Origin of the sequence: Rhizobium sp. BK529 (assembly GCF_014194105.1) — a bacterium.
In the GTDB taxonomy this organism is placed as follows: domain Bacteria; phylum Pseudomonadota; class Alphaproteobacteria; order Rhizobiales; family Rhizobiaceae; genus Rhizobium.
Window position 1 is genome coordinate 989,771 of sequence record NZ_JACIAU010000001.1, and the last position, 13,132, is coordinate 1,002,902.

General features: G+C 60.2%; 13 protein-coding genes. 11 read left to right on the forward strand and 2 right to left on the reverse strand.

The window, feature by feature from the left end:
- The first annotated feature begins 151 nt into the window (after nt 1–151).
- Complete coding sequence (locus FHX08_RS04915; RefSeq protein ID WP_184326909.1) at nt 152–1,558, forward strand: adenylate/guanylate cyclase domain-containing protein; 1,407 nt, start codon at nt 152–154, stop codon at nt 1,556–1,558.
- 128 nt (nt 1,559–1,686) lie between these two features.
- On the opposite strand, the gene FHX08_RS04920 is transcribed toward FHX08_RS04915, so the two are convergent.
- Entirely contained in the window at nt 1,687–1,896 is a 210-nt protein-coding gene (locus FHX08_RS04920) for a hypothetical protein (RefSeq protein ID WP_184326910.1), read from the reverse strand.
- A 665-nt stretch (nt 1,897–2,561) separates the two neighbouring features.
- On the opposite strand from FHX08_RS04920, the gene FHX08_RS04925 reads away from it, so the two are divergent.
- From FHX08_RS04925 to FHX08_RS04970, 10 genes are all read left to right on the forward strand, one after another.
- Complete coding sequence (locus FHX08_RS04925) at nt 2,562–2,996, forward strand: DUF805 domain-containing protein (protein ID WP_132654157.1); 435 nt, start codon at nt 2,562–2,564, stop codon at nt 2,994–2,996.
- Between the two features lie 326 nt (nt 2,997–3,322).
- Nucleotides 3,323–3,766: a DUF805 domain-containing protein gene (locus FHX08_RS04930; protein WP_132654158.1), complete on the forward strand. Its 444-nt coding sequence runs from the start codon at nt 3,323–3,325 to the stop codon at nt 3,764–3,766.
- 5 nt (nt 3,767–3,771) lie between these two features.
- On the forward strand, nt 3,772–4,527 hold the full coding sequence (locus FHX08_RS04935) for a hypothetical protein (RefSeq protein WP_132654368.1): 756 nt from the start codon (nt 3,772–3,774) through the stop codon (nt 4,525–4,527).
- Nucleotides 4,520–5,794 (forward strand): DUF4350 domain-containing protein, encoded by a 1,275-nt coding sequence (locus tag FHX08_RS04940; protein WP_132654159.1) that lies wholly within the window; start codon nt 4,520–4,522, stop codon nt 5,792–5,794. The genes FHX08_RS04935 and FHX08_RS04940 overlap by 8 nt, the downstream gene beginning before the upstream one ends.
- Entirely contained in the window at nt 5,781–6,737 is a 957-nt protein-coding gene (locus FHX08_RS04945) for an AAA family ATPase (RefSeq protein WP_184326911.1), read from the forward strand. The genes FHX08_RS04940 and FHX08_RS04945 overlap by 14 nt, the downstream gene beginning before the upstream one ends.
- Nucleotides 6,738–8,057, forward strand: a complete 1,320-nt coding sequence (locus FHX08_RS04950) for a DUF58 domain-containing protein (RefSeq protein WP_184326912.1) — start codon at nt 6,738–6,740, stop codon at nt 8,055–8,057.
- On the forward strand, nt 8,054–9,133 hold the full coding sequence (locus FHX08_RS04955; RefSeq protein WP_132654162.1) for a stage II sporulation protein M: 1,080 nt from the start codon (nt 8,054–8,056) through the stop codon (nt 9,131–9,133). The genes FHX08_RS04950 and FHX08_RS04955 overlap by 4 nt, the downstream gene beginning before the upstream one ends.
- Nucleotides 9,130–10,044 carry an RDD family protein gene (locus tag FHX08_RS04960; protein ID WP_132654163.1) on the forward strand — a complete coding sequence of 305 codons (915 nt, stop codon included), beginning with the start codon at nt 9,130–9,132 and terminating at the stop codon, nt 10,042–10,044. The genes FHX08_RS04955 and FHX08_RS04960 overlap by 4 nt, the downstream gene beginning before the upstream one ends.
- A 127-nt stretch (nt 10,045–10,171) precedes the next feature.
- Nucleotides 10,172–10,525, forward strand: a complete 354-nt coding sequence (locus FHX08_RS04965) for a type II toxin-antitoxin system RelE/ParE family toxin (RefSeq protein ID WP_184326913.1) — start codon at nt 10,172–10,174, stop codon at nt 10,523–10,525.
- Nucleotides 10,522–10,857, forward strand: a complete 336-nt coding sequence (locus FHX08_RS04970) for a helix-turn-helix domain-containing protein (RefSeq protein WP_132654164.1) — start codon at nt 10,522–10,524, stop codon at nt 10,855–10,857. The genes FHX08_RS04965 and FHX08_RS04970 overlap by 4 nt, the downstream gene beginning before the upstream one ends.
- Before the next feature lie 251 nt (nt 10,858–11,108).
- Here FHX08_RS04970 and FHX08_RS04975 read toward each other — a convergent pair whose 3' ends face one another.
- Nucleotides 11,109–13,016 carry an adenylate/guanylate cyclase domain-containing protein gene (locus FHX08_RS04975; RefSeq protein ID WP_132654165.1) on the reverse strand — a complete coding sequence of 636 codons (1,908 nt, stop codon included), beginning with the start codon at nt 13,014–13,016 and terminating at the stop codon, nt 11,109–11,111.
- Nucleotides 13,017–13,132 lie beyond the last annotated feature (116 nt).

The following is a 13,132-nucleotide window of genomic DNA, read 5'->3' on the forward strand; positions in this document are numbered from 1 at the left end:
GGGATGCGGTTTGCGCGTGAAGAACGCGGGGAGGCGCCAGGCGTCATCCTCAACCGCTTCGTTGTTCACGGCGATGTCTATCAGCGAATTCCGTGCTATAATTGCTGCAGGCGTCGTCCGGCAGGGCGTTGCGCCCACAGAGGCTTGTCCGATGAGCGAAATGGACGTTCTTTTTGCAGCCTTGCGGCAGGCGGCCGACCCTGAGACGGTCGATTGCATCGAAAATGTCGTCAGGCATGGCGCCGATCGCGATCTCAACCGCATCAATGCGCTGGCCTTCGCTGAGGCGCATCAGCTCGATGAAGAGAAGGTGATTGCGGCGTTTCTCCATGCGGCCCGCATGGGGGCTTTCGAGATGACCTGGAATGTGCTTTGCCCCGGATGCGGCGGCGTGCTCGACAGCGGCGCGACGCTCAAAACCGTCGATCGGGAATGCTATCACTGCGCGCTCTGTGCTGCCGGTTACGAGCCGACTCTCGACGAGATGGTGGAAGTCACCTTCACCGTCAGTCCGCGGGTGCGCAGGATCGCCGCCCACGATCCCGACCGGTTGCCTTCGCTCGAATATTACCGCCAGATCTTTTTCAGCACCGGCGTCGATCTGCCCGACAATCTCGAAGAAAGGTTCGCACACGTTCTTCTGGAAGAGGTCGAACTGGAGCCGGGCGAGAGGGCTCTTGTCTCGTTGCAGCTGCCGGCGGCGTTCGTCATCATCTTTGATGCGGTGACCCATTCGGCGCAGTTCATCGACGTGCAGGGCGAACCGACGGACGAACGGCAGACCCTCTCGATGGTTCTCAGCAACGGACATGCGCCGAACGAAACGCTTGTCCTGCGACCGGGCCCGCTGCGGCTGACGCTGGAAAACCACACCGATCGCAGGGTGCTGCCGAATGTCTGCGTCGCGGGAGACGAGCTGCACGACATATTGGGCCACAGGCGGCCGTTCCTGACGGCCAAGCGGCTCCTGACGAACCAGAGCTTTCGCGACATCTACCGGACGGATACGCTCGATGTCGATCAGCGCCTGAAGATCACCAGCCTGACCTTCCTCTTCACCGACCTGCGCGGCTCCACCGCGCTTTACGAGCGCGTCGGCGATCTCTCGGCCTTCGATCTGGTGCGCACGCATTTCCGGGTTCTGCACGAGATCGTCGCGGGCGAAGCCGGCGCGGTCGTGAAAACCATCGGCGACGCCGTGATGGCGACCTTCCCGAGCCCGGACCGGGCGGTGGCGGCGGCGCTGAGGATGCGCGAAGCGATGCTGCAGCTGAATACCGAACGCGGCAGCGAGGATCTTCTCCTCAAGATCGGCATCCATGAAGGACCGTGTCTTGCCGTCAACATGAACGACCGGCAGGATTATTTCGGCCAGACCGTTAACATCGCCTCGCGCGTGCAGGAGCTGGCCGAACCGCATGTGATCCTCACGACGGAGGCAGTGGTCGACAACGAGCAGGTTTCGGAGATCCTGCGCGACGGCGGCATCAGCTCGGTGTCGCGGATGGAGGAGCTTCACGGCATCGGGAGGGAAGTGCGGATTTTCGCGCTGTCGTAAGCCCGCTTCGCCACCCACCATTTGATGAGGGCGGTGAGTATCTGACTATATCGAGGACCGCCTACTCAAACACTTTGCTATGAGCCATGTGAGAAACGGTGTCTTTTGATCCCTGCGGCAGCCACCAGTCAGAACAGTCCACCAGCAGCAATGCCGCATACAGCTATTTCTGCGAGCAATTCGACGGCTTCCAGGAATCCCCGCCATGTCATCATTCCGTTTTGGAAGGTGACGTGGTCATCAGTAGAAGCCTGATCCGGGCCGGAAAATAGGACCAGGCATATCCAGGGGAAGGTTGCCACAAAGGCCCCAGCCATCACACAATTTTTAAGGGACATGTGTCCCCTTATGAGTGATCTATCTGGTACCGGCGGTGAAACTGTAATCCGTCCCGTCACTCAGCATCCAGATTGTTCCTCTGATTATTCCCGCCCACATGATGAGCGAGACGGCGACTGCAAGTAGTAAATATTTCAGGCGATTCGACATGCCTCATTTAAGCTGCATCGCTACGTCCGAACTCGCCGCCGCGCGGATGGCCGTTAATATACAAACAACCGATCGCGCCGGGATGTTCGAAACTGACACAAGCTGATGACGTGTCGGACTTTAGTCCGATTGAAGGCGGTGATCAGGCCGCTAGTTTTTGTTGTGCTGATGACTCCAGAGTCAGCACGAAAAGGGTGTCCATTCTTGAGTCGGAACACCCTTTTCAACCCCTCTAGCCGCCAACGCCCTTGGCGGCTTCTTTCTGTATTCCCATGCTTCGAACAGCTTTGGCCGATTATGGGCGGCGGTTTAAGCCGCTGGTTCCCAAGCAGTTCCTGGGCTGTCGATCTGGCAGATGATCGGCAGGCATGATGAAAAATTCAACGTGCAATCGCAACGCGCTTATCGCAATTTCTACGTTTGAATTGTAGCTCTTTCTCATCCGAAACTGCTGTCGATCCGAGGCTATTGAGGTCATCGCCACGCTGGCAGCAAGCAGAAATGGGGGCATTCGATGGGGTTTACTGAGGCTGTTCGGACGGTTTTGACGCAGAAATATATAACCTTCTCCGGCCGGGCCTCCCGCTCGGAGTTTTGGTGGTTTCAGTTGTTCAATTGGCTGGTCGGGGGCCTATTTTCAATCCTGGGCATTTTGACGGGTGCGAACGGCGCCCCATGGTCGTCGACCAACATTTTCTCGATCATCGGTGGATTATACGCACTTGCCACGCTGTTGCCGATGATAGCTCTCCTAGTCCGCCGTTTTCATGATCGCAACATTTCCGGTTGGTGGGTCCTCGGCCTTTTCGTCGTGTGTTTCATTCCCCTTGTCGGGCTAATCGCAGCCATTGCATTTCTCGTGATCTGCGTGCTCAGGGGCACGGAAGGTCCGAACAGGTTCGGTCCGGATCCGTTGCGTCCCGAGGCGAGAGCGGAGGTCTTTGCCTGAGCCGCATGGCGATCCCATCCTGAAACCTCGCCTGCCAGCTCACGCGGTTGTCACAATCCTGGCAATTCCAGGAGGTTGGGTTCTGCTTGGGCAGCGTTCCCGCCCGAGCGGTGCTTTCAGCCTTGAGAGGATCGGATGCGCGAACTTAGGCGGAGATAAAAATTCAATGCAGAATCGTTATTTCTTTGAATCATGCGCCGTTACAACTGGGACATTGCAATCTCCGCGTTTGAATTGTAGCTCTTTTCTCATCCGGTACTACTGTCACTTAAAAGTAATGATTGGGCCGAGACTGTATTCGCAGCAAGCAGAAATGGGGGCATTTCATGGGGTTTACTGAAGCTGTTCGGACCGTTTTGACGCAAAAATATGCGACCTTCTCCGGTCGGGCCTCCCGCTCGGAGTGCTGGTGGTTTCAGCTTTTCTACTGCCTAGTGCTGATCGGACTTGGAATTTTGGCTGCTTTGGCCGCCGGTTCCGATGGTCAGGATGGACCTTCATCACTGCTTATTGCCATCGGGGTCATCGCCGGACTGTTTGTGCTCGCAATGATGTTGCCGCAGATGTCCCTCACGGTTCGCCGTTTCCATGATCGCAACATCTCGGGCTGGTGGTATCTCGCGATTTTTATCGCGAACTTCATTCCCTACCTCAATGTTGTTGCAGGCCTCGCGGGCCTCGTCATTACCGTGCTGAGGGGCACGGAAGGTCCGAACAAGTTCGGGCCGGACCCGCTGCGGCCGGAAGCGAGAGCGGAGGTCTTTGCCTGAGCCGCATAGTCATCCGTCACGCCGGCTTGCTGGTGGCTCTATCACTGGCCGCCTCGGCCCAGTTTTATCCTGCGCTGGCGCAGGGCAGCAGCCAGCAGGGCGGGACGGGCGACCGGCCGCTCAGCGTCGTCGGCAGCGAATATGCTGCGCAATGCGCACTGAATGGTGTGCGCTGCAAGCTCACCTATCGCGATGGCGCTGAAAAGTCGAAGCGTGTGCCGGATGCGACCCTGTCGCCGAATAAGCGATCTTTTTCTTCGCAGGAGCCAGCGCCAGCCATCGACGGCCCTCTGGCCGTCATCCTCGTGCTCGTCGCTCTGGCTGCCGTCATCGGCCTTGCCCTGTACTTCGGCAATGGCGGCGTGCTGCTGTCGTCTGTGCCGCGTGACGTGAAGAAGCGCCAAGGGGAGGCGCCGGAGAGCTGGCGCACATCGGATGCGGGGACCGAGGAAAGGCCCAGTGATTTCCTGCGGCGGATTGCCAGCATGGAAGATCGCCGGCAGGCGCTCGTGCTCCTGCTCAGGCATTGCCTGCTGCATGCCGCCGATGTGACGGGAACGCGGCTTTTCCGCTCGGACACGGAGCGCGCGGTTCTTGCCCGGCTGCCGGTCCATATGCCTGACCGCGAGCGGCTGGAACATCTGCTGACCGAGACGGAGCTCGTTCATTATGGCGGCCGCCCGGTCGCAGAAAGCCATTTCGGCGCGCTTCTGGTCAGCGCGCGAAGCCTGCTGTCGATCGGCAGATTGTCCCATGCGTAACGCAGGCCCCATCCTGATCCTGGCAGCCTTGCTCGGGCTGGCCGCGCTGGCGCTCTTCGCGCTGCCGCGGGAGAATGATTTCGACCATTCGCCGCTCGGCAGCAGGGGGCTGCAGGTCTGGCTGGAAGCCAACGGTATTCCCGTTATCCGCTCCGATCCGCATTTCGTCAGGGCGCGGGCGGAGATCTCCATGCGCGTCCTTTCCCTGCCGGTAGAGAAAGACGAAGCTGCCGCTTCTGAAACAGATGAGGAAGCTGAGGGTGCTAGACCGGAAAGTTGGGGAAGCGATTCACGACGCTATGGGCTTCCGACGCTGATTATCATGCCGAAATGGCGCGGTAGTCTGTTGAGGGACGGGATTGCACGGCAGGCCGATTTGCTGCCTCTCGAAGAGGTTCAAGAAGAATTGCGCAGGATCGCGCCTGCAGACTTACGTCTCAATCGGAATGATCCAGGATTTACAGAGGCGCATCCGGGCACGAGCTGGGGGGAACCGGCTCGGATCGCCCTGTATCAGGCGCAGACCTTCGATTTGGCAAGCCTGCCGCGCGCCTGCAAGGAGCTCGTAGGCACCCAGACGGGTGCGCTGATCGTTCAATGCCAAAACTATCATCAAGTCTATCTGCTATCGGACCCTGACTTACTGAATAATCATGGCTTGGCTCTCGCCGAGAACGCGGCTTTTGCAGTGTCGCTGATTCGGCGATTGCGTGGTATCGACGAGGGGCGGCCGGTTTATCTGGATACAGCAGGCAATCCACTAGAAGCCAGGAAACCCGCGGACGAAGGCCGCACTTATGAACGGTCCGGCTCCGATCTCAAGCGCTTCTTCGCCTATCCGCTCTCCGCCATCTGGGGAACCCTGTTCGTCGTCATGGCGATCTGCTTCTGGCGTGGGTTCCTGCGGTTCGGGCCGCCGGTGAAGGATGCGTCGGGAAATATTGAGCTGTCGAAGTCTGCGGCGATCGAAGCAACCGCCCGCCTGCTTCGCCTGTCAGGCAATGACGGGCGGATGGTGTCGCAGTTCGTGCTCCATCTGCTTGCCGACAAGGCGCAGTTGCTATTTGGCCCCGGAGCCGGAAACGAGGCGGGCATAGATCGGCTGTTCAAACGCATGGCGCGCCGCGATCGCGAGGCGGCCCAGGCACTGCACTCGTCGGCTCAGGCGCTGATTGACCGCGGGCATTTGATGAGACGGGCGGATCTGCACCGCAATCTCGAGACATTCAGGAAATCGCTAGGGAGCATAGACTTTGGATCTGGGTGAATTTCGCAATCTCGTTGCCGCGGTTCGCGGAGAGATCGGCAAGGCGGTGCAGGGACAGGATGCGATCATCGACCTCGTGCTGATCTCGATATTCTCGGGCGGGCACTGCCTCGTCGAGGGGCCTCCCGGAACGGCAAAGACGCTGCTCGCCCGTTCGGTTTCGGCCGCCATGGCGCTCGATTATCGCCGCATCCAGTTCACGCCCGATCTGATGCCGGGCGATGTGCTCGGGGTCAATCTCTTCAATTTCCAAACCAACCAGTTTCATCTCACCAAGGGGCCGGTCTTTACCGACATTCTGCTGGCCGACGAGATCAACCGCGCACCGCCGAAGACGCAATCGGCGCTCTTGCAGGCGATGAACGAGCGGATGGTGACGATCGACGGCAAGGACTATTCGCTGGGCTCGGATTTCTTCGTGCTCGCCACGCAGAACCCGATCGAGCAGCAGGGCACCTATCCCTTGCCGGAAGCGCAGCTCGACCGCTTCCTGTTCAAGCTCGTGGTCGATTTTCCCGACCGCGATACCGAAATTGCGATCCTTTCCCGGCATGCCGATCAGGCGTTGAAAGCCGATGTCCGCAGTGCCGGCATCCGTCCGCTGGTCACCAGCGAGGCGCTTGCCGAAGGCCGGGCGCTGATCGACGCGATTCATCTCGACAAGACAATCCTGACCTATGTCGTCGACCTCGTGCGCGCCACGCGCTCCGATCCCGATATTCTCTATGGCGCTTCGACCCGCGCAGCCGATGCCCTTGCGGCGGCCGTGCGCGTGCGTGCGGCTTTCGAGGGCCGGGATTATGGCCTGCCCGACGATGTTCAGGCCCTGCTGACGCCGGCACTTCGCCATCGCATCGTGCTTTCGCCGTCGGCAGAAATCGACGGGCGCACGCCGGATGATGTGTTGCGCAGCATCAGGAACCGTGTGGACGCGCCCCGTTAAATGCGACCGTCCTCGTCCCTGATCTCGCTCGTTCTTGGCCTCGCAGCGGTGACGGTGTTCGTCAGCGTCTGGTGGCGTGACATGGGCATGCCGCTGATCGGCCTATGGGCCGTGCTCGCGGCCGTGACGGCGGGCGATCTGGCGCTGTCGGCCCTCTCGGGCCGGATTGCGGTCGATTTCGATCTGCCGCCGCAGGGCTTCGTCGGCCATACCGCCGCCTTCACGGTCGACATCAGCCCGCAGAAGGGCAGGCTGCCGGAGAAGTTCGACATCCGCCTCGATCTCGCGCCCGAACTCGTCATCGGGGAAGGCCGGATGCCGGGTACGGCGTCGGGTATCGGGGAGAAGCAGGGCAGGGCTTCGATCGACGTGCATCTGACCCGGCGGGGGCAATTTGCCGTTCATAATCTCTGGCTGAAATGGCCGTCGCGCCTGAAGCTTCTGGAAGTGATCGCGCGCTTGCCGGTCGGCAAGGAAATCGCCGTTCTGCCCGACATATCGCCTGTTCTCTCAGGGGCGATCAGGACCGAGATTCTGCCGCTGGAAGCCGGCCAGAAGGATTTGCGGCTGCGCGGCGAGGGGTCGGAATTCCACCAGCTGCGCGAATTTGCCCATGGCATGGACCCGCGCAGCATCGACTGGAAGCGCTCGGCGCGCATGCGCAATCTCGTCGTGCGCGAGATGCGGGCGGAGCGAAACCACCAGGTGATCCTCTGCATCGATTCCGGGCGGCTGATGGCCGAACAGCTCGGCGGTTTCACCAAGCTCGATCGCGCCATCAATGCGGCCCTTGCCATGTGCTGGGGGGCGGGGCTCGCCGGTGATCTCGTGGGCTTCTACAGCTTCGACAGCCGGCCGCGCCTCTTCGTGCCGGCTCTGCCGGGGCGGACAGCCTTTCCGCGGCTGCAAACCGTCTGCGCCGAGCTGCGTTACGAGACGCAGGAGACCAACCATACGCTCGGCCTGACGCATCTCTCCTCGCGCCTAAAGCGGCGCTCGCTGATCGTGATCTTCTCCGATTTCGTCGATAGCATCACGGCGGAACTGATGATCGAGAATATACAGGTGCTCGCCCGCCATCATTTCATCGTCTATGTGGCGCTGCGCGATCCGATGCTCGCGAAACTGATGGAAGCCGAGGAGACGACGCTTGATGCCATCGCCCGCTCGGTCGCAGCCCGCCAAATCCTGCAGGAGCGGCGCGCCGTCATGGAAAAGCTCGCCCGTCTCGGAGTCCTCTGCCTCGACAGCACGCCGGAAGCTCTGACCTCCGATCTCATTGCCCGCTACATCGAAATCAAATCCCGCGAGATGATATGAGCGACATCCGTATCGATGACAGGATAGACGGCGGCGAAGGGTTCAAGGCGGGTGCTGCGCCGAACGATCTATTGCGCTCGGCGCGCTTCCGGCTGGAGCGCGAGGTGCACTGGCGTCAGCTGGACGAGCTGGTGAGCCGGGCGGAGAAGGGCGGTGCGGCAACACTCAGCTATAACGAGGTGCGCAATCTCGCCAGCGGCTACAGGCAGGCGATGAATTCGCTCTCCGTGGCCCGCGACATTTCCCTCGATCGGGCGCTGATCGCCTATCTGGAAAGCCTCTGCGCGCGCGCCTATCTCGTCGTCTACGCACCGCAGGAAAGCCTCGGCGGCCTGATGTCCCGGGTGCTGCTCAAGGGCATTCCGCAGGCGGTGCGCCGCTCGGCCCTGCCGCTGTTCATCGGTTTTCTCGCGCTCGTTCTCGGCGCTTTTGCCGGGTACCGGCTCTGCAGCAGCGATCCAGGCTGGTTCTACACCTTCGTGCCGCCCGAAATGGCCGATCAGCGCACGCCGGATGCCTCTGCCGATTACCTGCGCTCGACGATCTACGGCAATGAACGGCATGAGAGCGACGGGTTGGCTGCCTTTTCGGCCTATCTCTTTTCCCACAATACAGGGATTGCGGTGCTGATCTTTGCGCTCGGCGTCTTCCTGTCGGTGCCGAGCTTCGTCCTGACCTTCTACAATGGCCTTATCCTCGGCGCGTTCTTCGCGATGTTCCATCGCAAGGGGCTGGGTTTCGACGTTTTCGGCTGGCTCTCGATCCACGGCGTCACCGAGCTTGCAGCGATCTCCATTGCCTGCGCCGGCGGGGCGGGGCTCGGGCTCGCCGTGCTCCTGCCGGGCGGGCGAACGCGCCGGGAGGCCTTGCGTCATCAGGGGCATGATGCCGTCAAACTCGCGATCCTCGCGGCCTTGATGCTCGTCGTGGCGGCCTTTATCGAAGGTTTCCTGCGCCAGTTGGTACAGGATACAATCTGGCGGCTCGTCATCGGCTGGGGCATGGGCCTCTTTTGGGTGAGTTGGCTGCTGCTGGCCGGCCGCGAAGGCAAGTCCGAACGTGAGCCTGCGCGATGAAACAGCCGAAACAGTCAGTCCAGGACACCAAGGACAGCAGGCGCGTCGAGCAGTTCATCCCGCCGGAAGGTGTTCCGATCACTTTCGCGATCGCCTCGCTCGGAAGCCGTGTCGGCGCGCAGATCCTCGATATCATCTTCATCTTCGTTGTTTTCTTCATCGTCGGGGTCGTCGTCTATGCAGCAGGGTTGGCTTCCACGGGCACGCAGACGCTGTTCCTGTTGCTGGGCTTTTTGCTGCGCGCCCCCTATTACGCGTTGTCGGAGCTCATCTGGAACGGACGCACACTTGGTAAACGGGTAACGGGCATTCGCGTCATCAATGCTGATGGCCGGCGCTTGACCCCACATCAGGTGACAGCCCGCAACCTGATGAAAGAGGTGGAGATATTTACGCCGGCTGTGCTCCTATTTTCGATCGGCTCGCAATCGTCATGGGAAGACGGTCTGACGGCGCTCTGGCTGCTGGTCGTCGTCATCGTCCCGCTTGCCAATCGGCGCAGGCAACGCATCGGCGACATGATCGCGGGCACGATCGTGGTCGACAATCCGCGCTCGGTGCTGCTCTCCGACCTTGTGGTGTCTTCGCCATCGACCCGATTGTTGGAGGGGACCTTCGAATTCCATCCTGAACATCTCGATATCTACGGGAGATATGAGCTGCAGACGCTGGAGGACGTGCTTCGCGATACGACGAAGACCTCCGGCGACGAAGAGATCGTCAAAATTGTGCGCACGATTACGCGAAGGATCCGCTACGAAGATCCGGTCAAGAGCGGCCAGGAGCTCATCTTCCTGAAAGACTTCTATCGCGCCCAGCGCGAGCATCTGGAGAGCCTGAAGCTGTTCGGAAAGGCGCGTGAGAACAAGTTTCACGAGCATACGACAACAGAGGCGAAGAGGCTTGTATGAGATGGTGTAAGTGGATTTTGCCTGCTGAACCAGTCATTACGCCCCCCAGACCCTGCAGTTCGTGTATCGCCGCCTGATAAACCTTGACTTCGAAATGTGAGTGTATAAGTACTTATACGGAGCTTTGGTGAGTAAAGACATCATCTGGATGGGGTCGTCATTCGAGGACATCAAGGAGTTCCCGAAGGGTGCCCGCAAGCAGGCAGGTCACGACCTCAACCGTATTAAGGCCGGTTTGCCTCCTAACGACTGGAAAACTTTCTCCACGGTCGGGCCAGGTACCGCAGAGATAAGGATTAAGGACGAAGGAAACCAGTATCGAGTGTTCTACGTCGCGAAGTTTGATGACGGGATCTTCGTGTTGCATTGCTTCTCGAAGACCACCCAAAAGACCTCGCAGCATGACATTGATGTCGGCAAGAGCCGCTATAAGGCAATGAAAAAGCAAATAAGCGATAAAGCGAAAGGGAAAACGAGATGAAACCGAAGGACGACGAGATCGGTCACGTTACCCTGGCTGGTGCCAATATTTTTGAAGATCTTGGTTTTGATTCTGACGAGGCAACATCTCTTCAGGCGGAATCTGATGCCCAGATCGCTGCCTTGGTCGAAATCAAAGAAAATCTCATGACTGAAATCTCCGATTGGATTGCTGCAAGCCAGCTCAAACAGTCGGAAGCGGCGGAGAGACTGCACGTCTCTCGCCCGCGTGTGTCCGATGTGGTGAACAAGAAGGTTTCCAAATTCACTGTAGACACGCTTATCGAGATGGTTCAGCGCATCGGTAAGAAAGTACAGGTTGCGGTTGTCTAGGCGAGTTGCGCCGGTCCCCGCGGGAGGGCTTCCTGCTGCTGCCGCTCGCGCTGGAAATCGCAGTCCCGTTAGTTATCGATCTTCTGGCATTGGCAGGATTGCTCGTCGGCTGCTTTATCGGGCCGAGCACCTCTAGATCTCGCTCGTAAGATGTGCTGCGGGCGAAGGGACGTGCCATACCAAACTGTTGAGGAGGCCGAGGCACCGCGGTGTCCATCTTCTCCTCAGCAAGGAGAGGGTGGCCACGATGCCTAGCCACTGTCCCCAAGCAGCTCCCAAAGATTCACCTTCTCCGCGCGCCCTTTCACCTGCACCAGTCCCAGCGGCCGAAAGTTGAACCGGTCTGCGACTGCACCGTGGATCGCCGCACTTCCCAGGATCGACGTGCCGAATTCCTTGTTCAATCCTTCCAGCCGCGAGGCGACGTTGATCGTGTCGCCCATGGCCGTGTATTGCTGGCGCGAGATTGCGCCGAAACTGCCGACGACGGCCGGGCCTGTGTGGAGGCCGAAGCGGGTGACGAGTTCGGGGTGGCCGTTCTCTCTGTTTTCCTCGTTCAGGCCGTCGACAGCCGCCTTCATGGCGAGCGCGCAGCGGCAGCCGTGTTCGGCGTGGTCAGCATCTTCGACCGGGGCGTTCCACATGACGAAGATCGAGTCGCCAAGATATTGAACGACGGTGCCGCCATGGCGTTCGGCGATGGTGTTGAGCAGCTCGAAATAGGCTGACAACGTATCGACCACGTCTTCGGGCGAATGCTGCTCGGATATGGTGGTGAAATCCCTGATATCGGTGAAGAGCACGGTCACTTCCTGCCGCCTTGCCTTGACCGCCTGTCCCTCGGGATTAACGATCCGCCGGACGACTTCGCGCGGCACATAGAGGGCAAACTGGCTGATGGCGTGGCGGCTCGCGGCAAGCGCTGTCGCCAGCGTGTTGATCTCGGAGATCCAGGAATGGGCCACGGGCTTTTCGCCGAAATCGAGATCGCCGATCCGGCGAGCCTCGCCCGCAAGCCGGTAGAGAGAGCGGCTGACCATGCGGGACAAGGCGAGCGATGCGACGACGCCGGCGATCAGGAAGGCGCTCGCAATCAGCAGATTGCGGATGAGCTGCCGGTTGGCTTCCGCCACCAGATCTTCCATAGGCACGATGATGGCGGCGGCACTTCCCTTGAACAGGCCGTCGACGCTGACAGGGGCGATCTGCACGAGATGGGGCTCGCCATCGAGCGCGATGCGCGCGAGCCCGCCATTGGCAAAGGCCGGATCCTGCCGCAGCCCGTTCACGGTTTGAAGGCTCGTGTCGAAGCCGTTCGCCGTCGCCTGCATGGCGCCAGCGCGTCTCGACCAGATATCGATGATCCTGCTCATGATGTCGGGGTCGGAATGGGCGACGAGCTCGCCGCCGGCATCGATGATATAGGCGCGGGCGCGCGGCGAGATGGCGCGCGCGTCAAGTAAGTGGCTCACGGTCAGCAGGTGTATATTGATGCCGACGATGACCTTGTTATCGTCTTTCATCGGGGCTGCGATCGTCAGCGTCGGAACACTCAGCGTTCCGGCGACATAGGGGCCGACAGAAACCGGCACGCCATCCTGAACGGCGGCCTGATACCAGGGGCGTTGGCGCGGATCGAAGGAGGCATATTCGACATCGCGCTTTTCGATGAGGCTCGCCTTGTCATCGAGAAACTCAAACGTCGAGACGGCATCCGCGCTGTCTCTGCGGGCAATCGTGCGGATGGCGAAAGACGTGCCATCGGGTGCGGCAAGGGTGCGCCTGACATCCTGTCTTTCGGTGTTGATGACCTGCAGATAGGAGCCGTCGGGATAGCCGGCATAGACGCTCGTGGCGTTCGGCACATTGCGCAGGACTTGCAGGAAGAACTCCCGTTTTGCCTTGATATCCTGCGGTGGCGGGGAGGTGAGCTGCGGCAGGGCGGAGGCGAAGGCCACCGCCTCCATGCCGCCTTGCAGCGTATTGCGGTATCCCTCGATCAGCAGCAGGCTCATCTCGCGCATCTGCCGCGCGCCGACCTGAATGGCTGCATCGCTTCCGTGCCGAAAGGCCAACCAGATGATCGGCGTCGACGTGCACAGCAGCGATGCCACGACCAGCACGCCGAGATGCAGCCTCAGGGGTTTTGACCAGTGCACGCGATTTCCCTCGAAATGCGGACGCGTTCGACGCCGTATCATTTGCCCTGACCTATCCGGGCTTTCCGGCCGCGCCGGATGCGCGTTCGCAACTGTTGCAGCTAACTGCTTTTTGC

What these genes read in the sequence shown, in the direction of transcription:
- FHX08_RS04950 (WP_184326912.1), top strand. Translation starts at nt 6,738, where the DNA reads ATGCGACCGTCCTCGTCCCTGATCTCGCTCGTTCTTGGCCTCGCAGCG.
- FHX08_RS04915 (WP_184326909.1), top strand. Translation starts at nt 152, where the DNA reads ATGAGCGAAATGGACGTTCTTTTTGCAGCCTTGCGGCAGGCGGCCGAC.
- FHX08_RS04955 (WP_132654162.1), top strand. Translation starts at nt 8,054, where the DNA reads ATGAGCGACATCCGTATCGATGACAGGATAGACGGCGGCGAAGGGTTC.
- FHX08_RS04920 (WP_184326910.1), bottom strand. Translation starts at nt 1,896, where the DNA reads ATGTCCCTTAAAAATTGTGTGATGGCTGGGGCCTTTGTGGCAACCTTC.
- FHX08_RS04970 (WP_132654164.1), top strand. Translation starts at nt 10,522, where the DNA reads ATGAAACCGAAGGACGACGAGATCGGTCACGTTACCCTGGCTGGTGCC.
- FHX08_RS04940 (WP_132654159.1), top strand. Translation starts at nt 4,520, where the DNA reads ATGCGTAACGCAGGCCCCATCCTGATCCTGGCAGCCTTGCTCGGGCTG.
- FHX08_RS04930 (WP_132654158.1), top strand. Translation starts at nt 3,323, where the DNA reads ATGGGGTTTACTGAAGCTGTTCGGACCGTTTTGACGCAAAAATATGCG.
- FHX08_RS04925 (WP_132654157.1), top strand. Translation starts at nt 2,562, where the DNA reads ATGGGGTTTACTGAGGCTGTTCGGACGGTTTTGACGCAGAAATATATA.
- FHX08_RS04960 (WP_132654163.1), top strand. Translation starts at nt 9,130, where the DNA reads ATGAAACAGCCGAAACAGTCAGTCCAGGACACCAAGGACAGCAGGCGC.